The sequence below is a fragment of the Pasteurella sp. XG20 genome (assembly GCF_018968665.1).
Lineage (GTDB): Bacteria > Pseudomonadota > Gammaproteobacteria > Enterobacterales > Pasteurellaceae > Pasteurella > Pasteurella multocida.
This window is the reverse complement of sequence record NZ_CP076656.1, coordinates 2,016,202-2,036,915: the sequence shown is the minus strand read 5'-3', so window position 1 is coordinate 2,036,915 and position 20,714 is coordinate 2,016,202. Positions and strand designations below refer to the sequence as shown.

Sequence of the window (20,714 nt, the reverse complement as noted above, 5' to 3'; positions counted from 1 at the left end):
TTTATTATAAGATGCGATATCTTATGACCTCTATTTTTAACAAACGGATTTCAGGAAAAAAATGAAAATTGAAGCAGACAACAATTGTATTGTAATTTTTGGTGCATCAGGTGATTTAACTTATCGTAAATTGATTCCTGCACTGTATAACTTATATAAAATCGGTCGTTTGACTGAGCATTTCTCCGTGTTAGGTGTGGCAAGAACGGAATTAAGTGATGAGGGTTTCCGTGAAAAAATGCGCCAAGCGTTGATCAAAAGTGAAAAAGCGAATGGCGAAACACTCGATCAATTTTGTAGCCACCTTTATTATCAGGCATTAAATACCGCAGATGCTGCCGATTATGGCAAGTTAATTCCTCGTCTTGATGATTTACATGATAAATATCAAACCTGTGGTAACACACTTTACTATTTATCCACGCCGCCAAGTCTTTATGGTGTGATTCCAGAATGTCTTGCTGCGCACGGACTGAATACCGAAGAATTTGGTTGGAAGCGGTTAATTGTGGAAAAACCGTTTGGTTATGATATCCGCACGGCAAAAGAATTGGACGTTCAAATTCACCGTTTCTTTGATGAACACCAAATTTATCGTATTGACCACTATCTTGGTAAAGAAACGGTTCAAAATCTGCTTGTGTTGCGTTTTTCTAATGGATGGTTTGAACCACTCTGGAACCGTAATTTCATTGATTATATTGAAATAACGGGCGCAGAATCTATCGGTGTAGAAGAGCGTGGTGGTTATTACGATGATTCTGGCGCAATGCGTGATATGTTCCAAAACCATTTGTTGCAAGTGTTAGCCATGGTTGCGATGGAGCCACCAGCAATTATTAATGCCGACTCGATGCGTGATGAAGTGGCAAAAGTCTTGTATTGTTTACATCCATTAAGTGAGGATGACTTAGAAAATCATTTAGTCTTAGGGCAATATACGGCAGGCACAGTTGAAGGTGAAGCGGTTAAGGGCTACTTACAGGAAAAAGGTGTGCCGGCGGAGTCTAATACGGAAACTTACATGGCATTACGCTGTGAAATTGACAACTGGCGTTGGGCGGGTGTGCCATTTTATGTGCGTACTGGGAAACGGTTACCAAGTCGAGTGACCGAAATTGTGATTCATTTCAAAACCACACCACATCCGGTATTTAGCCAAAAAGCACCAGAAAACAAATTAATTATCCGTATTCAACCCGATGAAGCGATTTCGATGCGTTTTGGTTTGAAAAAACCGGGAGCAGGTTTTGAAGCAAAAGAAGTGTCGATGGATTTCCGTTATGCGGATCTTGCCTCACCAAGCTTACTGACCGCTTATGAGCGTTTATTATTGGATTCTATGAAAGGCGATGCCACTTTGTTTGCGCGTACTGATGCGGTACATGCCTGTTGGCAGTTTGTGGAGCCGATTTTACAATATAAAGCACAAAATGGGCGTGTTTATGAGTATGAAGCCGGTACTTGGGGACCGACAGAAGCCGACAAACTGATCGCGAAAACGGGTCGTGTTTGGCGTAAACCAAGTGGATTAATGAAAAAGAAAGTGTAATGTCCGCCCCTTTCGTAAGAAATGCGAGGGGCTAGTGTGAGCAGATTGAGTAAGGAAAGATCATGAATACAATCATTTTTGACAGTGCACAGCATGCCGTAGAGAAAATTGCACAAGAATTATTAGCGTATAGCTTAGAAGGTCGCCCTGTGCATATTTCCTTATCCGGAGGCTCAACGCCGAAATTGTTATTTAAAACTTTAGCTCAAGCACCGTATAACACCGAGATTCAATGGCAAAATTTGCATTTTTGGTGGGGGGATGATCGTATGGTGCCACCAACCGATCCAGAAAGTAATTACGGCGAGGTGCAAAAATTGTTATTCGATCATATTCAGATCCCTGCAGAAAATATTCACCGTATTCGTGGTGAAGCCCCCGTTGAGAGTGAACTTCAACGTTTTGAACAAGCGCTAAGTGCGGTCATTCCTGGGCAAGTTTTTGATTGGATTATTTTGGGCATGGGAACGGACGGGCACACCGCCTCATTATTCCCGCATCAAACCGATTTTGACGACCCTCATTTCGCCGTGATCGCTAAACACCCTGAAACAGGGCAAATTCGTATTTCAAAAACAGCGAAATTGATTGAACAAGCAAAGCGGGTGACCTATTTGGTGACAGGTAGCAGTAAAGCCGAGATCTTAAAAGAAATTCAAACTACGCCGGCAGAACAACTGCCTTATCCTGCTGCGAAAATCAAAGCGAAGCATGGGGTGACGGAATGGTATTTGGATAAGGATGCGGCAAAGTTACTGTAATGCATCGTGAGATTTTTCAACATTTTTGCAAAGAGACTTGAAATAAAATAGACCATAGCGTTCGTTTTCAAGGAGTGCTGAAAATGAAGGCTCTCGTTGAAAATGGCGCCATTTAGTGGGCAAGCTTAAGGTTCGCTCAGACAGCGCTATCAAAAGGGTAAAAGAATGTATCAACTCTATTTTAATCCACCAAAATCTTCATGGTCATTACGCGTTTGGGTGTTATTGAAAGAACTGGCAATTCCTTTTGAGCCTAAAATTGTACGTTATTTGGATGATTTAAGTGAACAACGCCAACAATTTAAGGCGTTTTCGCCGACTTCAAAAATCCCAGTATTGCATGCTGATGGTGTTGTCATTTGGGACAGTTTAGCGATTATTGAGTTTTTGGCAGAAAGTTATCCACATGTGTGGGCGCAAGATAAGGCGACAAGAGCGTGGTCACGTTCTGCTTGTGCTGAAATGCACTCTGGCTTTGAAAATTTGCGTGAAATGTGTGATTTTGCCCCTTTAGCTCGCAAACCGTTACAAGAAATACCCGCTGTGTTAAGCCAAGAGCTAGCAAGGCTTAATCAATTATTAGAAGAAGGGTTAACCGCGTTTGGTGGTGCGTTTTTAGCGGGCGATCGTTTTACCGCAGTAGATGCTTTTTTTCTGCCCGTTATGGCAAGAATTGAAACCTATGCGTTGCATCAGTATTTTAGCCCACAAGTGCTTGAATATCAGAAGATGTTAGTAAATTCAGCGAGTTTCCAAACTTGGCTTACGTTATAAATGTGCGGTAGTTTTACAAGACTTTTTCAAAAACTACCGCACTTTTAAGATTACAGATTGTCATCTAAAACATTATTGAGTGCGAGCATTCTTACTTGCTGGTAATCTAGATGATAAAGTTGCGGTCTGAGACGAGCATAAACAGGTAGTTTAAGGTTAAAATGATAAAAAAGATGAGTTTAAATGATTGATTTGAATAATAAAAAATTCATTGCTTTACAAAACAGTGAGAATGGTGAAGTCAGTCAACAAACCTGTTTCCACTATTTCCAGCAAGGTAAAATGATTTGGGCAGAATATGGGGGCGGTGAAATTGAGAAAGGCTTTTTGATTGGCAAATGGATAAATGAAACCCACATTGAATTTACCTATCAACATCTAAATAAGAAACTGGAAAATCGTTTTGGGCGTTGTGTAACCTTATTTCAATATACCGAACAAAGTAAATTGCTCGGTATAGAACGTTGGCAATGGCTTGATACTTTAGAGAAAGGTGAATCTCAGATTATTGAGATTGAATAGGCTATGATAAATAACAAGTGGTGAGATTCTCAACGTTTTGACAAAAATAGTGCTTTTAAAGGGGAAAATGGTGTAAAAGAGCGAATTTTGAACAAAGATTCGACAAAAAGCCTTGATATTGAAATTTTGCAAAATCTCTTGAAGATTCTCCTTTATAACCGAAAAATAAAAATCACCATAGAGCGGGTATTCTCGTCCACCGATGAGAGTTAGATTTTAAGGCACTCGTTTAAGACGAGAGCAGTCTAGTGGTAATTAAATGATTACATATAAAACGAACGTACTCATTTCAGTACAGCAATATACCGATTTATTGAAACAAACGAGCTTAGGTGAAAGACGACCTATTGATAAGCCTGAGCAAATTGAAATGATGCTAAAACAAACCGACGTTTTAGTGACAGCGTGGTATCAGGATACTTTAGTTGGACTTGCTCGCTCGGTGACAGATTTCGCTTACTGTTGCTATTTGAGCGACTTAGCCGTTAGTGAGCAGTGGCAAAAACAAGGGATCGGGAGACAACTCATTTTTGAGACCCAAAAAGCGCTTGAGCCCACTTGTAAAATTATTTTACTGGCTGCGCCACAAGCCGTGGATTATTACCCACATATTGGCTTTGTACAGCATCCAAGTGCTTGGACGAAAATATAGTCATATACAAACATTAGCGGTCTGCGTAATAAAATGTTTTAAAATCAGACCGCACTTTAATTATTCTTATGGTTACAGGAGAACAACATGTCAGTAAAAGGTGACATCGGCGTTATCGGCTTAGCGGTAATGGGTCAAAACTTAATTTTAAATATGAATGATCACGGCTTTAAAGTAGTGGCATTTAACCGTACGACTTCGAAAGTCGATGAGTTTTTGCAAGGTGCGGCAAAAGGCACGAATATTATTGGTGCGTATTCGTTGGAAGATCTTGCCAATAAATTGGAGAAACCGCGTAAAGTGATGCTGATGGTGCGTGCCGGTGAAGTCGTGGATCAATTCATTGAGGCATTATTACCACACTTAGAAGAAGGCGACATCATTATTGATGGTGGTAACACGAATTACCCAGATACAAACCGCCGTGTCGCGTATTTACGTGAAAAAGGGATCCGTTTTATTGGAACGGGCGTATCTGGTGGTGAAGAAGGGGCACGTTTCGGACCTTCTATTATGCCGGGCGGTGATGAATCTGCATGGGAACACGTGAAACCAATTTTACAAGCGATTTCAGCCAAAACAGATAAAGGCGAAGCTTGTTGTGATTGGGTTGGTCGTGATGGTGCTGGGCATTTCGTCAAAATGGTGCATAACGGGATTGAATACGGCGATATGCAATTAATTTGCGAAGCGTATCAATTCTTAAAAGAAGGCGTAGGCTTATCTGATGACGAATTAGAAGCAACTTTCAAAGCGTGGCGTAACACCGAATTAGATAGCTATTTAATTGATATCACGGCGGATATTCTTGGCTATAAAGATGAAGATGGCAGCCGTTTAGTCGACAAAATTTTGGATACCGCAGGTCAAAAAGGAACCGGTAAATGGACGGGGATTAATGCCCTTGATTTCGGCATTCCATTGACTTTAATCACGGAATCTGTCTTTGCCCGTTGCGTCTCGTCTTTCAAAGAACAGCGTGTGCAAGCCTCTCGCTTATTCAATAAAGTGGTCGGCAAAGTAGAAGGCGACAAAGCAGCTTGGGTTGAAGCGGTGCGTAAAGCCTTATTAGCCTCCAAAATTATTTCTTATGCTCAAGGTTTTATGCTGATTCGTGAAGCGTCAGAAAACTTTGGCTGGCACATTAACTACGGCGGTACAGCATTATTATGGCGTGAAGGTTGTATTATCCGTAGCCGTTTCTTAGGTAATATCCGGGATGCTTATGAAGCCAATCCGGATCTGATTTTCTTAGGTTCAGATGCCTACTTCAAAGGTATCTTAGAAAATAGCTTAGGCGAATGGCGTAAAGTGGTGGCGAAGTCGATCGAAGTGGGTATTCCAATGCCTTGTATGGCGTCTGCGATCACTTTCTTAGACAGCTATACGAGTGAACGTTTACCAGCGAACTTACTCCAAGCACAACGTGACTATTTCGGTGCACATACTTATGAACGTACGGATAAACCACGTGGTGAGTTCTTCCATACTAATTGGACAGGTCGTGGTGGTGATGCCGCATCGACCACTTATGATGTGTAAGTAAATTTACTGATATCATACCGCACTTTTATGCTGAATCTTAAAAGTGCGGTGCTTTTTAAAAAAGTTTCATACTGTGAATCAGATGAACAAGTTGAGCAGGAAAGTTCAGGGCGAACAGAGCAAACGATAAAGTCCCACTCATCTTCTTTCACGCCACAATACTTTCCTGAAGCTGTATTTTCATTCAATTTAGAAGGAAGAGTATGCGCATTCCTAATTATCGTGACCAAATTAAAATTGTCTTTTTTGATATTGATGAAACATTACTCGTTAAAGACGAAGACTATATTCCTGCGACGGTGGTCCCCGCTATTCGAAAATTAAAAGAAAATGGCATTGTACCTGCTATCGCAACGGGGCGTACCTTGTCTAACTTTCCGCCTAAGATTAAAGGATTGATTGAGCAAACGGACATGAATTTGTTTGTAACAATGAATGGTCAATATGTGAGTTATCAGAATGAGCCAATCGGGAAGCATCCTTTATCTAAAGCAAAAATCCAAGAGTTCGTTGATTTTTGTGATCAACATCAGATTGTTTATGCGCAAGTGTCACCGACAGATACGGCAGTTTCAGCGATAACCGATCAAGTTCGTGATGCATTGGATCCGCTAAAAGGGCATTATCATGTAGATAAAGACTATTTTAAACATCATGATGTTTTTCAGATACTGGCTTTTTATGATGCTACGCAAGATCAATTTGTCCAAGATTCTGGTGTACTGAAAGGATTACAATCGGTACGCTGGCATAAATACTCGGTTGATTTATTTGATGAAAAAATCTCAAAAGCTACGGGTATCGCTTGTGCAATTCAACATTTTGGCTTTGCAATGGAAAATGTGATGGCATTTGGTGATGGCTTGAATGATATTGAAATGTTAAGCACGGCAGGAGTGGGTGTTGCAATGGGGAATGCACATCATCAGCTAAAAACAGTAGCCGATCATGTCACCTTACCGATCAAAGAACATGGCATTGAGTATTTCTTAAAACAAGCTAAATTGATTGACTAAATTTATTTTACTTTTGCGATGCGTGTCGCAAAAGTAACTTATTCTTTTGCCCTTTTAATATCCTGTGCTTTAGTCTGTAGTCATTTTATGTCAAGCAAAGGATACCTATGCGGGGATTTGGTTTTTGTTGTGTTCACTGCCAGCAACCGTTAGCCATTGCACATCATGGATTATGTAGTCGCTGTAATCAGCAAATCAGACGTTTTGCTTATTGTGGCCATTGTGGTAAGGAATTAACACGAGATGCACTACGTTGTGGGCATTGTTTACAACATAAAGCCAGTTGGGATCGCATGGTGATCGTTGGTCACTATGTCGATCCCTTATCTTGTTTAATTCACCGTTTTAAATTCCAACATGCCTTCTTTTTAGACCGTACTTTAGCACGCCTGCTGTTATTAGCGCTCTACCATGCAAGACGTACTCATGGACTTATTTGGCCAGAAATACTTTTGCCGGTGCCTTTACATCGTTTACGCCATTGGCAACGTGGTTATAATCAATCTGCGTTGATTGCAAACTATCTTGCGCATTGGCTAAAGATACCCTGCGATCATGATTTTCTACAACGTATTAAACATACTCATACGCAACGTGGTTTAAGTGCAACGGAACGAAGAAAAAATTTACGCCACGCATTTCGTCTTCATCCAAAAAGCCAAACGCATCGCTATCAATCTGTTGCATTAATTGATGATGTAATTACAACAGGTGCAACGTTGAATGAGTTGGCACTCTTATTAAGAAAAGCAGGTGTTGAGCATATTCAAGTTTGGGGATTAGCAAAAACGTAAGGAAAGATTTATTACTGTAAAAGGTAGAAAAAAAAACGAACTCGGAGTATCATTCTTGACAATCTTACTCAAGTATTCACATTCTTTAGGATAGTTTATGCAAAAAATTATGATTTCCGATGCGGCTCAAGCGCATTTTCGCCGTTTGCTTGATCAGCAAGAAGAAGGAACTCACATTCGCATTTTTGTGGTTAACCCAGGCACCCCCAATGCTGAATGTGGTGTGTCTTATTGCCCGCCCAATGCAGTAGAAGCAACGGATACGGAAATGCAATATGCTTCATTTTCAGCCTTTGTGGATGAAATCAGCTTACCTTTTTTAGATGAGGCAGAAATTGACTATGTCACTGAAGAATTAGGCGCACAGTTAACATTAAAAGCTCCGAATGCCAAAATGCGTAAAGTGGCTGATGATGCCCCTTTGCTTGAACGAGTTGAATATGTGATTCAGACACAAATTAATCCACAACTTGCAGGACACGGCGGACGTATTACATTAATTGAAATCACTGAAGATGGTTATGCCATTTTACAATTTGGTGGTGGCTGTAATGGTTGTTCTATGGTGGATGTGACATTAAAAGATGGCATTGAAAAGCAATTACTCAGTTTATTCCCGGGAGAGTTGCAAGGTGCGAAAGATGTTACAGAGCATCAACGTGGTGAACATTCTTACTACTGATCCTGAGCGATATTCTTTGAAGTAAGGCTGGTTTCTTATCAAACCAGCCTTCTTTATTTAGATTTGTTTAATTTTGCGTAATCCTGCTTCATCTAAAGCAAGATTAAAATGCACTAAAAGCTGTTGTTTTTCTGCCACAGTGATTAAATTGACATTTTTATTTTCTAGTGCAGCATGAAATGCCCAGAAGATGCCAATATCGGCAGTAATCCCTTTCTTTTTTAAACGGATGTAAGCATTCTTTGCACCTAATGCCTGGAAAGTGGCAACATCATAAATTTCCACTTTTTCTAATAATCGTTCATGTTTAATCGATAAGTTAGGCAACTCTTTAATGCGATTTTTCTTTGCCAGTGCTTCAGCCCGTTTTTGATCTTTTATTTGCCGGAGAGATTGCTCTAGGATTTGTTTGTAAAGGGATTTATCTGAGGTAATTTTACGAGGAAGGCGATAATAACTGGATATGTTTAATTTAGAAGACGCTTGTTTTGCTAAATAACTTGCTGCCCCCTGTGATTCTAAAAATAAGGCTAGGTCTCCTTCTGCCTTCAGGTAGAACACATTATTTTGATACAAACCGAACATTATTTTTTCATGAAATAATCCGTAGCTTGCAAATAAACCTTTTGCTGTTACTTCTCCAATCAGTTCACTCAATATTTTTCGGATCTCTAATGTTTCTTTTTCTGTTTTCGTCATAGTAACTCATCCTATAGTTATATTGCTGACAATAATGTATCTCATGCTCATAACCTTGAGCGATGAACGTTATAACATATCTTTGTTTTATTGAGAAAAAAATTATGATTAGGCATAAATAACATGATGTTTTTGTGGTCAATTGAGTAATGCCTGCACATAAAGAAATGAGATGATAATGTATTATTTGATGAAGCAAGGTGATGGAATAAATTGAGGCAAAGGATATTACTGCTTACTTTTTGACACATAACATGTATAAACAGTGAACAAGTCATAGCATATTTGCTTTTTTTGATTAAAAAAATAGCACTTGATCCGAGAAAATAGAAAAACATCAAAAAAGATCTTGATCCTAAATTTGAAATCCCTATAATGCACCTCCGCAGCGCAAGGGAGGCAAGCGAAAGGAAAGCATAATGCTTTTTGTTGTTTTAAAAGGTAAGCAGTCTTTAAAATAAAATGGCTTGACATAGAATAGAGATTTGATTATCATTTTCGTCCTTGCTTAGTGCAACGTTCTTTAACAATCTAACAGACAATCTGTGTGGGCACTTGTTGATTGATTTCATTTAAAAAATTTTAAAATTGAAGTCTTAATAGGTGCTTAATACTGAAAATTCATGATACTTTTGAAGTAAATGTAAACTTTTAGCTAAGCAGTTTATTGAGCGATTGAACTTTGAATTGAAGAGTTTGATCATGGCTCAGATTGAACGCTGGCGGCAGGCTTAACACATGCAAGTCGAACGGTAGCAGGAAGAAAGCTTGCTTTCTTTGCTGACGAGTGGCGGACGGGTGAGTAATGCTTGGGAATCTGGCTTATGGAGGGGGATAACTGTGGGAAACTGCAGCTAATACCGCGTATTCTCTGAGGAGGAAAGGGTGGGACCTTAGGGCCACCTGCCATAAGATGAGCCCAAGTGGGATTAGGTAGTTGGTGGGGTAAAGGCCTACCAAGCCTGCGATCTCTAGCTGGTCTGAGAGGATGACCAGCCACACTGGAACTGAGACACGGTCCAGACTCCTACGGAGGCAGCAGTGGGGAATATTGCGCAATGGGGGGAACCCTGACGCAGCCATGCCGCGTGAATGAAGAAGGCCTTCGGGTTGTAAAGTTCTTTCGGTAATGAGGAAGGGATGTTGTTAAATAGATAGCATCATTGACGTTAATTACAGAAGAAGCACCGGCTAACTCCGTGCCAGCAGCCGCGGTAATACGGAGGGTGCGAGCGTTAATCGGAATAACTGGGCGTAAAGGGCACGCAGGCGGACTTTTAAGTGAGATGTGAAATCCCCGAGCTTAACTTGGGAACTGCATTTCAGACTGGGAGTCTAGAGTACTTTAGGGAGGGGTAGAATTCCACGTGTAGCGGTGAAATGCGTAGAGATGTGGAGGAATACCGAAGGCGAAGGCAGCCCCTTGGGAATGTACTGACGCTCATGTGCGAAAGCGTGGGGAGCAAACAGGATTAGATACCCTGGTAGTCCACGCTGTAAACGCTGTCGATTTGGGGATTGGGCTATATGCTTGGTGCCCGAAGCTAACGTGATAAATCGACCGCCTGGGGAGTACGGCCGCAAGGTTAAAACTCAAATGAATTGACGGGGGCCCGCACAAGCGGTGGAGCATGTGGTTTAATTCGATGCAACGCGAAGAACCTTACCTACTCTTGACATCCTAAGAAGAGCTCAGAGATGAGCTTGTGCCTTCGGGAACTTAGAGACAGGTGCTGCATGGCTGTCGTCAGCTCGTGTTGTGAAATGTTGGGTTAAGTCCCGCAACGAGCGCAACCCTTATCCTTTGTTGCCAGCGATTCGGTCGGGAACTCAAAGGAGACTGCCAGTGACAAACTGGAGGAAGGTGGGGATGACGTCAAGTCATCATGGCCCTTACGAGTAGGGCTACACACGTGCTACAATGGTGCATACAGAGGGCAGCGAGAGTGCGAGCTTGAGCGAATCTCAGAAAGTGCATCTAAGTCCGGATTGGAGTCTGCAACTCGACTCCATGAAGTCGGAATCGCTAGTAATCGCAAATCAGAATGTTGCGGTGAATACGTTCCCGGGCCTTGTACACACCGCCCGTCACACCATGGGAGTGGGTTGTACCAGAAGTAGATAGCTTAACCTTCGGGGGGGCGTTTACCACGGTATGATTCATGACTGGGGTGAAGTCGTAACAAGGTAACCGTAGGGGAACCTGCGGTTGGATCACCTCCTTACCTAAAATGAAGCGACTGCAAGTGTTCACACAGATTGTTTGGTAGATTGTGTCAATGAAGAGACAAAAAACCGAAATCCTTTTGGGTCTGTAGCTCAGGTGGTTAGAGCGCACCCCTGATAAGGGTGAGGTCGGTGGTTCAAGTCCACTCAGACCCACCACTCAAGCGAAAGCAAAAGAGTGAAGCGAAAAGGGATGACGGCGCATTGTAATGATGTGAATGGGGATATAGCTCAGCTGGGAGAGCGCCTGCCTTGCACGCAGGAGGTCAGCGGTTCGATCCCGCTTATCTCCACCAAATCATCATTGCTAAGTGTTTTGTGTAAATGGCATTAGTCTGGATAGATTAATGGTTCTTACATTAAGAATATTTAGCAATGATGAGCGAAAAATGGCGAAGCCATTTTGACTTGTCTTTACTGTTCTTTAAAAAATTGGAAACAAGCTGAAAAACTGAAGAGATTTTCGAAAGAAAGTCTGAGTAGAAAAATCTTGCATGAAAAAGGCATGCAAGTGTTTAGCGTTTAAACACAACATCAAGGTGATGAAACTTGATTAATGCATTAGCAAAGGTTAATGGATTAATTGAGATTAAGTAAGAATACTTGAGGTTGTATGGTTAAGTGACTAAGCGTACAGGGCGGATGCCTTGGCAATCAGAGGCGATGAAGGACGTGCTAATCTGCGAAAAGCTTGGATGAGTCGATAAGAGGCGTTTAATCCAAGATATCCGAATGGGGAAACCCAGTAGATGAAGAATCTACTATCAATAAATGAATACATAGTTTATTGAGGCGAACCGGGAGAACTGAAACATCTAAGTACCCCGAGGAAAAGAAATCAACCGAGATTCTGTGAGTAGCGGCGAGCGAAAGCGGAAGAGCCAGTAAGTTTTAGCTAGCATATTAGAGGAATTGGCTGGGAAGCCAAATCAAAGAGGGTGATAATCCCGTACTCGAAAGTATGTTAGTGGAACTAAGCTTACGATAAGTAAGGCGGGACACGAGAAATCCTGTTTGAAGATGGGGGGACCATCCTCCAAGGCTAAATACTCCTGATTGACCGATAGTGAACCAGTACTGTGAAGGAAAGGCGAAAAGAACCCCGGTGAGGGGAGTGAAATAGAACCTGAAACCCTGTACGTACAAGCAGTAGGAGCGAGGGCAACCTTGTGACTGCGTACCTTTTGTATAATGGGTCAGCGACTTATATTTTGTAGCGAGGTTAACTGAATAAGGGAGCCGAAGGGAAACCGAGTCTTAACTGGGCGTTGAGTTGCAAGGTATAGACCCGAAACCCGGTGATCTAGCCATGGGCAGGTTGAAGGTTGGGTAACACTAACTGGAGGACCGAACCGACTAATGTTGAAAAATTAGCGGATGACTTGTGGCTGGGGGTGAAAGGCCAATCAAACCGGGAGATAGCTGGTTCTCCCGAAATCTATTTAGGTAGAGCCTTGAGCGGACACCTTCGGGGTAGAGCACTGTTTCGGCTAGGGGTCCATCCCGGATTACCAACCCGATGCAAACTGCGAATACCGAAGAGTGATACTCAGGAGACACACGGCGGGTGCTAACGTTCGTCGTGGAGAGGGAAACAACCCAGACCGCCAGCTAAGGTCCCAAAGTCTATATTAAGTGGGAAACGAAGTGGGAAGGCTTAGACAGCTAGGATGTTGGCTTAGAAGCAGCCATCATTTAAAGAAAGCGTAATAGCTCACTAGTCGAGTCGGCCTGCGCGGAAGATGTAACGGGGCTCAAATATAGCACCGAAGCTGCGGCATCAGAATTTATTCTGTTGGGTAGGGGAGCGTTGTGTAAGCGGATGAAGGTGGCTCGAGAGGGTTGCTGGACGTATCACAAGTGCGAATGCTGACATAAGTAACGATAAAACGAGTGAAAAACTCGTTCGCCGGAAGACCAAGGGTTCCTGTCCAACGTTAATCGGGGCAGGGTGAGTCGGCCCCTAAGGCGAGGCTGAAAAGCGTAGTCGATGGGAAACGGGTTAATATTCCCGTACTTGGATAAACTGCGATGTGGGGACGGAGAAGGTTAGGTTAGCAGACTGTTGGATGTCTGTTTAAGGTGGTAGGTGGAAGACTTAGGCAAATCCGGGTCTTTATAAACACTGAGAGCTGATGACGAGGTCTTAAGGGACTGAAGTAACTGATACCCTGCTTCCAGGAAAAGCCACTAAGCTTCAGGTTTATCTAAACCGTACTGAAAACCGACACAGGTGGTCAGGTAGAGAATACTCAGGCGCTTGAGAGAACTCGGGTGAAGGAACTAGGCAAAATAGCACCGTAACTTCGGGAGAAGGTGCGCTTACAGTAATTGTAGTCCCTTGCGGATGAAGGTGAAGTAAGTCGAAGATACCAGCTGGCTGCAACTGTTTATTAAAAACACAGCACTCTGCAAACACGAAAGTGGACGTATAGGGTGTGATGCCTGCCCGGTGCTGGAAGGTTAATTGATGGTGTTATCGAAAGAGAAGCTCCTGATCGAAGCCCCAGTAAACGGCGGCCGTAACTATAACGGTCCTAAGGTAGCGAAATTCCTTGTCGGGTAAGTTCCGACCTGCACGAATGGCATAATGATGGCCAGGCTGTCTCCACCCGAGACTCAGTGAAATTGAAATCGCCGTGAAGATGCGGTGTACCCGCGGCTAGACGGAAAGACCCCGTGAACCTTTACTATAGCTTGACACTGAACATTGAATTTTGATGTGTAGGATAGGTGGGAGCCTTTGAAGCAGTGACGCCAGTCATTGTGGAGGCGACCTTGAAATACCACCCTTTAACGTTTGATGTTCTAACGAAGTGCCTGAAACGGGTACTCGGACAGTGTCTGGTGGGTAGTTTGACTGGGGCGGTCTCCTCCCAAAGCGTAACGGAGGAGCACGAAGGTTTGCTAATGACGGTCGGACATCGTCAGGTTAGTGCAATGGTATAAGCAAGCTTAACTGCGAGACAGACAAGTCGAGCAGGTGCGAAAGCAGGTCATAGTGATCCGGTGGTTCTGAATGGAAGGGCCATCGCTCAACGGATAAAAGGTACTCCGGGGATAACAGGCTGATACCGCCCAAGAGTTCATATCGACGGCGGTGTTTGGCACCTCGATGTCGGCTCATCACATCCTGGGGCTGAAGTAGGTCCCAAGGGTATGGCTGTTCGCCATTTAAAGTGGTACGCGAGCTGGGTTTAGAACGTCGTGAGACAGTTCGGTCCCTATCTGCCGTGGGCGTTGGATGATTGATTGGGGCTGCTCCTAGTACGAGAGGACCGGAGTGGACGCATCACTGGTGTTCCAGTTGTCTCGCCAGAGGAGCATTGCTGAGTAGCTAAATGCGGAAGAGATAAGTGCTGAAAGCATCTAAGCACGAAACTTGCCAAGAGATGAGTCATCCCTGACTTTAAGTCAGTAAGGGTTGTTGTAGACTACGACGTAGATAGGTTGGGTGTGTAAGTGTAGTGATACATTGAGCTAACCAATACTAATTGCCCGAGAGGCTTAACTATACAACGCTCAAGTGTTTTTGGGTGTTGAGTGAGACGTTAGACGAAAAGACGAAGAAGAGAAAATTACTTTAGACAGCTTGTTTTTGATTAAAGTGCGAGAGTGAAGAAAGCACGAAGGAAGAACAGAAGAATAGAGAAGACATCAACCGAATATCTTGGCGGCGATAGTGCAGTGGACCCACCTAACTCCATACCGAACTTAGAAGTGAAACGCTGTAACGCCGATGGTAGTGTGGGGCTTCCCCATGTGAGAGTAGGACACCGCCAGGTCTGAATGAGAAGAAACCTCAAGTAGAGATACTTGAGGTTTTTTTGTGTTTGGGGAGAGTGAGGATATGGGGAGAGTGTCATTCGCATAACAAGAAGTATAGTCATGACCAAAAATCAAGTAGCACCAAGCAGTAATACAGTAATTAAGAAGCAACTAAGAAGCAATTAAGACACAGCAATTAATGAGCAGTTAATAGGCAATCAGACGGGTTGTTTGGGGGAGTCGTCGCTTTGTGTTGGAATTAGACATAAATCAGGATTACCGTGTATTGGGGTATCAAGCATGAGATCCGATTGATTGGCTGTATAAGGTGACGAGTTTGTTGTTGAAAGTGATAGCATGTCAGTTAACTACAATCAATACAGCAAGTAAAGCAAATACAGTCAATACAGAGAAAGAGAGAAATGTGAAAATACATAGCTTTTTCTATTTTTTGCATCTTCAAGTCAGCTAGAAAGCTGATTTAATCCTTTTAGCAAGGCTAATTTGGTAGCATATTTGATATTTTTAGTTTGGGGAAAGTTTTTGTAAAAAATCAAAAAAAGAGTAGAATAATTAAAATTTTTTTATTGCATTTTACACAAAGAGAAATTATGGCGCGATTAAATGTACTTGTTTATCCAGATGAACGTTTGAAAATCATTGCGAAACCTGTTGTAGAGGTAAATGACGAAATTCGTGAAATTGTGGATAATATGTTTGAAACAATGTACCTTGAAGAAGGGATTGGATTAGCAGCAACACAGGTTAATATTCATCAACGTATTATTACGATTGATGTGGAAGGTACGAAAGAAAACCAGTATGTGTTAATTAATCCTGAAATTATTGATAGCTGTGGTGAAACAGGGATTGAGGAAGGCTGTTTATCTTTACCTGGATTCCGCGGTTTTGTGCCACGTAAAGAAAAAGTCACGATTAAAGCGTTGGATCGTCATGGCGAAGAATATACGTTGAGCGCGGAGGGGCTATTGGCGATCTGTATTCAACATGAAATCGATCACTTAAATGGCATTGTGTTTGCTGATTATTTATCACCGTTGAAACGTCAACGTATGAAAGAAAAATTGCTGAAACTCCAAAAACAATTAGCAAGACAGAAGTAATTATTGATACCCACGTCAGTTAGCGTGGGTTGTTTTATTCATAACGTAGAACATTATTTTATATGACATCACTCAAAATTATCTTTGCGGGTACGCCAGCGTTTGCTGCCCAGCATTTACAAGCTTTATTGAATTCTCATCATCAAGTGGTTGCTGTTTACACGCAACCTGACAAACCTGCAGGGCGAGGCAAAAAGTTACAAGCCAGTCCAGTGAAACAATTAGCAGAGCAGCATAATATTCCCGTTTATCAACCGAAATCCTTGCGTAAAGTAGACGCACAAGAAGAAATGCGTGCCATTGATGCAGATGTGATGGTTGTTGTGGCTTATGGTTTGATTTTACCGCAGACCGTATTAGCTATGCCTCGTTTAGGTTGTTTGAATGTGCATGGATCGCTGTTACCGCGTTGGCGTGGGGCGGCGCCGATTCAACGTGCCATTTGGGCTGGGGATAAACAAACGGGTATCACTATTATGCAAATGGATGAAGGATTGGATACGGGTGATATGTTGTATAAAGTGTATTGTGATATTGCGCAGGATGAAACATCCTCTAGTCTATATGCTAAATTGATGGAAATTGCCCCCCCCGCCTTATTACATGTCCTCGATGGATTAGATAAAGGAAAATTTGCATCTGAGAAACAAGATGATATAGAATCATGTTATGCAGAAAAATTGTCTAAAGAAGAAGCAGAATTAAATTGGCATGTCTCTGCAGAGCAGTTAGAACGTCATATCCGTGCGTTTAATCCTTGGCCAGTGAGTTATTTTTCTACACGCGATCTCCAAGGCAATACCCAGGTGATAAAAGTCTATAAAGCCGCTGTTTTACCTCATGTTGATAAAGTGGCTGGGACGATTTTAAGTGCGGATAAAAATGGTATTCAAATTGCAACTGCAGAAGGTGTATTAAATTTGTTGCAATTACAACCCGCGGGGAAAAAGCCAATGGATGCGCGGGACTTGCTGAATGGGCGTGCAGAATGGTTTCCTGTCGGTAAGGTTTTATGATGCAGAAATTCGTAAAAAACGTGAAAAAGCAAATTGTACTTCTTTCAACAAGAGCCATTGCTGCACAAATCATTTTACAAGTTCTGGATCAAGGTAAATCGCTATCAACCTTGATTCCAGACACACAACATCAAGTTAAAACACAAGATTTACCTTTATTACAAGAAATTTGTTTTGGGGTATGTCGTGTATTACCTCGTTTAGAACTGATTATCAAGCAACTTGTGGACAAGCCATTAAAAGGAAAAACACGCATTGTCCACTGCTTATTATTAGTTGGCTTGTATCAGCTCCTTTATACTCGCATTCCTGCTCACGCGGCAGTTGATGAAGTTGTCAATGCAACAAACGCGTTAAAAGTGGAACATTTCCGTGGTTTAGTGAATGGTGTGTTACGTCGTTTTTTACGTGAACAAGAAACCTTATTGGTGAAAGTTGATAAACATTGGCACACATTGCACCCTGATTGGTTAGTTAATCGTTTGAAAGAAGCTTATCCAAATTGGCGTGAGATTGTTGAAGCGAATAATCACAAACCGCCGATGTGGTTACGTGTCAATCAGCAAAAAAATAGCACAGAAACGTACCGCACTTTATTGGCAGAACAAGGAATTGAGGCAGAAAAGGCAGATAATCCGTGCGCATTACGTTTATTGCAACCTGTGGCAGTATCTCAATTGCCAGCATTTCATGAAGGTGCGGTGAGTGTACAAGATGTGAATGCCCAATGGTCAGCCTTGTTATTGGCACCAGAAAATGGTGAATTCATTTTAGATGCCTGTGCGGCACCCGGTGGGAAAACAACGCATATTTTAGAGCAAGCCCCACAAGCGCATGTGGTTGCTCTAGATGTTGAAGCTACTCGCCTTAAACGTGTGCATGAAAATTTAGCACGAATGCAACAGCAGGCAACGGTGATTTGTGGTGATGCCACACAGCCAGCACAATGGTTAAAGCAACTAAGTGAAAGTGCGGTACAATTTGACCGAATTTTATTGGATGCACCTTGTTCGGCAACCGGCGTGATTCGACGCCATCCCGATATTAAGTGGTTAAGGCAAGCATCGGATATTAGTGCATTAGTGACACTACAAAAACAAATTTTACAAGCGCTCTGGACAGTATTAAAACCAAATGGAATTTTATTGTATGCAACTTGCTCGGTTTTACCAGAGGAAAATGCATTACAAATTGAACAATTTTTAACGAACAATGTAGATGCGAAATTAGAGCCACTCCCGTTTACGGTTGTAGAAGGGGCTGTTGGGTATCAGTTTCTTCCAACTGAGAATGGGGGTGACGGTTTTTATTATGCTAAGTTAAGGAAGGTAGTTTCATGATGAACTTTAATAAAATGTCATTTTCAAAAATCGATGTTGTGATTCCTTGTTATAACGCGGAGAAAACGCTCATTCGTGCGGTAAACTCCGTCTTAAATCAAGAGTTACTGAATCATTTATGGATTATTGATGATTGTTCTACAGACAATTCATTCAAGCTTGCCAATCAAATTGCTGCACGTTTTCCAGAAAAAGTGACTGTTGAGCGACTCTCTCGTAATGGTGGTGTTGCTAAAGCCAGAAACTGGGGTGCTGTTCAAAGTAATGCGGAGCTAATTGCGTTCTTAGATGCGGATGATGCTTATGAGCCTGAAGCGCTTAAAGTGGCTAGCTGCGTTTTTCATTTCCGTCCTGAAACCGTATTAGTGAGACTGGCTATGAAACCAGTTGGTCTGTCAGAAGAATATACGGAACACCCCGACTTTGAAAGCGCTTGGGAAACTGTGCAAATGTCATTAGCGGGAAACGTTGTGTTTCGTCGCGCATTTTTATTAGCATGTGGTGGTTTTCCACAAGAGTCACTCTTTAACCGTTTGGGTGGTGATGATAATGCACTTGGTGAAGCGGTGGTGAAATTAGGGCGTGTTGCAACGCTTTTTGAAGATGTTGGTGTTTTATATTATTGCCATGAAGGGATGAAAGCAGAACGTTTATTAGATGCTGTTTTATTCGGTAAAAAACCGAAAAATAGTTTACCAAACGATATTCAAGTTGCAGAACAAGTCACGGAGAATATTTGTAAACATGTGGAACAGTTGAAGAAACTATTGGATGTACAAGAGGTGGGTGTTAAACCTTTGGTGATTGAGAGAACAGAATAATGAAAATTATCATTCTTGGTGCAGGGCAGGTTGGTAAAACGCTTGCTGAGAATTTAGTCAGTGAAGATAACGACATTACATTAGTCGATAATCAATCACTGCGATTAGAAAATTTACAAAGTAAGCATGACTTACGAGTCGTTAATGGTTCTGCTTCTTCACCAAGAGTGTTACGTGAAGCTGGTGCGCAAGATGCGGATTTATTAGTGGCGGTTACGAGCTCTGATGAAATCAATATGGTAGCGTGTCAAATTAGTTATACGCTTTTTAATACACCCACTAAAATTGCGCGTATCCGTAATGCGGAATATTTACGTGAAAAAGATAAATTATTCCAAACCAATGTGTTACCTATTGATCATATTATTTCACCGGAGAAATTAGTCACTGACGAAATTACACGTTTGATTGATTATCCGGGTGCGTTACAAGTGGCACATTTTGCGAATGGTCGTATTAGTTTGGTCGTTGTGAAAGCCTATTATGGTGGTCCTTTAGTCGGCTATGCGATTTCTGCTTTGAAAGATCATATGCCACATATTGAATGTCGTATTGTGTCTATTTTGCGTCAAGATAAAGTCATTCGTCCGCAAGGATCGACCATTATTGAGGCAGGTGATGAGATTACCTTTATCTGTGAAACCATTCATATTAAAGCTGTGATGAGTGAATTACAGCGTTTAGAGAAGCCGTATAAGCGCATTATGATCGCAGGCGGAGGGAATGTCGGCATTGGTGTTGCGAAGAATTTAGAAGGAAAATGTTCCGTCAAATTAATTGAACGTAATGCAGAACGCGCGACGGCATTGGCTGAAAAATTATCGAATACTTTGATTTTCTGTGGTGATGCTTCTGATCAGTCTTTTTTGTTAGAAGAGCAAATCGAAAATGTGGATGTGTTTTTATCGCTTACCAGTGATGATGAAGCGAATATCATGTCAGCATTGTTAGCAAAACGACTTGGGGCGAAGAAAGCCTTGGTGTTAATTCAACGTATGGCATACATTAACTTGATCCAAGGTGGCACCATTGATATTGCCGTTTCACCACAACAGACGACGATTTCTGCGTTGTTAAGTCATGTTCGTAAAGGTGATACAGTGAATGTGGCCTCTTTACGACACGGGGTTGCTGAAGCGTTAGAGATTATTGTGCATGGCGAAGAAAGTTCGTCGCTTGTGATTGGACGTAAAATTTCTGAATTGAAGTTACCACAAGGGGCGATTGTGGGAGCGATATTGCGTGGTAATGAGGTGATTATGGCGAAGAAAAATCTCGTGATTGAAGATAATGATCATGTCATTGTGTATTTAAGTGATAAGAAATTTGTGTCTGATATCGAGAAACTTTTTCAGCCAAGTGTATTCTTTATTTAAAGTAGCGTAAATAAACTGTACAAAAAATCAAAAGTTCTTATAATGG

The 20,714-nt window shown here is 42.0% G+C and carries 15 protein-coding genes, 2 tRNA genes and 3 rRNA genes; 19 read left to right on the top strand and 1 reads right to left on the bottom strand.

Annotated elements, in window-relative coordinates; translation table 11 throughout:
- Window positions 1–61: 61 nt before the first annotated feature.
- The 9 genes from zwf to nfuA all read left to right on the top strand — a co-directional run bounded on the left by zwf (window position 62) and on the right by nfuA (window position 8,298).
- Window positions 62–1,552: a glucose-6-phosphate dehydrogenase gene (zwf, locus tag KPF51_RS09540; protein WP_005757743.1), complete on the top strand. Its 1,491-nt coding sequence runs from the start codon at window positions 62–64 to the stop codon at window positions 1,550–1,552.
- A 62-nt stretch (window positions 1,553–1,614) separates the two neighbouring features.
- Window positions 1,615–2,313 carry a 6-phosphogluconolactonase gene (pgl, locus tag KPF51_RS09535; protein ID WP_014668466.1) on the top strand — a complete coding sequence of 233 codons (699 nt, stop codon included), beginning with the start codon at window positions 1,615–1,617 and terminating at the stop codon, window positions 2,311–2,313.
- A 165-nt stretch (window positions 2,314–2,478) separates the two neighbouring features.
- Window positions 2,479–3,087, top strand: a complete 609-nt coding sequence (locus tag KPF51_RS09530; RefSeq protein WP_010907224.1) for a glutathione S-transferase family protein — start codon at window positions 2,479–2,481, stop codon at window positions 3,085–3,087.
- 183 nt (window positions 3,088–3,270) lie between these two features.
- On the top strand, window positions 3,271–3,609 hold the full coding sequence (locus KPF51_RS09525) for a hypothetical protein (protein ID WP_061406336.1): 339 nt from the start codon (window positions 3,271–3,273) through the stop codon (window positions 3,607–3,609).
- A gap of 259 nt (window positions 3,610–3,868) precedes the next feature.
- Window positions 3,869–4,261, top strand: a complete 393-nt coding sequence (locus KPF51_RS09520; protein ID WP_005724388.1) for a GNAT family N-acetyltransferase — start codon at window positions 3,869–3,871, stop codon at window positions 4,259–4,261.
- Window positions 4,262–4,348: 87 nt separating this feature from the next.
- Window positions 4,349–5,803, top strand: a complete 1,455-nt coding sequence (gene gnd, locus KPF51_RS09515; RefSeq protein ID WP_005752107.1) for a decarboxylating NADP(+)-dependent phosphogluconate dehydrogenase — start codon at window positions 4,349–4,351, stop codon at window positions 5,801–5,803.
- A gap of 206 nt (window positions 5,804–6,009) precedes the next feature.
- A complete protein-coding gene (locus KPF51_RS09510; protein ID WP_005724391.1) occupies window positions 6,010–6,822 on the top strand; it encodes a Cof-type HAD-IIB family hydrolase in 813 nt (270 codons plus the stop codon).
- Between the two features lie 107 nt (window positions 6,823–6,929).
- The gene (locus tag KPF51_RS09505; RefSeq protein ID WP_005724393.1) at window positions 6,930–7,616 is read left to right on the top strand and encodes a ComF family protein; all 687 of its coding nucleotides are present in this window, start codon (window positions 6,930–6,932) and stop codon (window positions 7,614–7,616) included.
- Between the two features lie 97 nt (window positions 7,617–7,713).
- Window positions 7,714–8,298, top strand: coding sequence for a Fe-S biogenesis protein NfuA (nfuA, locus tag KPF51_RS09500; RefSeq protein ID WP_005724395.1), 585 nt, complete (start codon window positions 7,714–7,716; stop codon window positions 8,296–8,298).
- Window positions 8,299–8,355: 57 nt separating this feature from the next.
- Here nfuA and KPF51_RS09495 read toward each other — a convergent pair whose 3' ends face one another.
- Complete coding sequence (locus tag KPF51_RS09495; protein ID WP_061406337.1) at window positions 8,356–8,997, bottom strand: TfoX/Sxy family DNA transformation protein; 642 nt, start codon at window positions 8,995–8,997, stop codon at window positions 8,356–8,358.
- Between the two features lie 684 nt (window positions 8,998–9,681).
- On the opposite strand from KPF51_RS09495, the gene KPF51_RS09490 reads away from it, so the two are divergent.
- The 10 genes from KPF51_RS09490 to trkA all read left to right on the top strand — a co-directional run bounded on the left by KPF51_RS09490 (window position 9,682) and on the right by trkA (window position 20,668).
- Window positions 9,682–11,222, top strand: a 16S ribosomal RNA gene (locus tag KPF51_RS09490).
- 83 nt (window positions 11,223–11,305) lie between these two features.
- Window positions 11,306–11,382 (top strand) — tRNA-Ile (locus tag KPF51_RS09485).
- A 61-nt stretch (window positions 11,383–11,443) separates the two neighbouring features.
- Window positions 11,444–11,519 (top strand) — tRNA-Ala (locus KPF51_RS09480).
- Window positions 11,520–11,838: 319 nt separating this feature from the next.
- Window positions 11,839–14,738: ribosomal RNA gene (locus tag KPF51_RS09475) — 23S ribosomal RNA — on the top strand.
- A gap of 154 nt (window positions 14,739–14,892) precedes the next feature.
- Window positions 14,893–15,008, top strand: a 5S ribosomal RNA gene (rrf, locus tag KPF51_RS09470).
- Together the 16S, 23S and 5S rRNA genes with 2 tRNA genes alongside form the textbook arrangement of a ribosomal RNA operon.
- 594 nt (window positions 15,009–15,602) lie before the next feature.
- Window positions 15,603–16,115, top strand: coding sequence for a peptide deformylase (gene def, locus KPF51_RS09465; RefSeq protein WP_005718266.1), 513 nt, complete (start codon window positions 15,603–15,605; stop codon window positions 16,113–16,115).
- A 62-nt stretch (window positions 16,116–16,177) separates the two neighbouring features.
- Window positions 16,178–17,131 (top strand): methionyl-tRNA formyltransferase, encoded by a 954-nt coding sequence (fmt, locus tag KPF51_RS09460; protein ID WP_211599559.1) that lies wholly within the window; start codon window positions 16,178–16,180, stop codon window positions 17,129–17,131.
- Window positions 17,131–18,471, top strand: coding sequence for a 16S rRNA (cytosine(967)-C(5))-methyltransferase RsmB (rsmB, locus tag KPF51_RS09455; protein WP_005724397.1), 1,341 nt, complete (start codon window positions 17,131–17,133; stop codon window positions 18,469–18,471). Before fmt ends, rsmB begins: the two co-directional genes overlap by 1 nt.
- Complete coding sequence (locus tag KPF51_RS09450; RefSeq protein ID WP_005724398.1) at window positions 18,468–19,292, top strand: glycosyltransferase family A protein; 825 nt, start codon at window positions 18,468–18,470, stop codon at window positions 19,290–19,292. Before rsmB ends, KPF51_RS09450 begins: the two co-directional genes overlap by 4 nt.
- A complete protein-coding gene (gene trkA, locus KPF51_RS09445) occupies window positions 19,292–20,668 on the top strand; it encodes a Trk system potassium transporter TrkA (protein WP_005724399.1) in 1,377 nt (458 codons plus the stop codon). The genes KPF51_RS09450 and trkA overlap by 1 nt, the downstream gene beginning before the upstream one ends.
- Window positions 20,669–20,714: the final 46 nt, after the last annotated feature.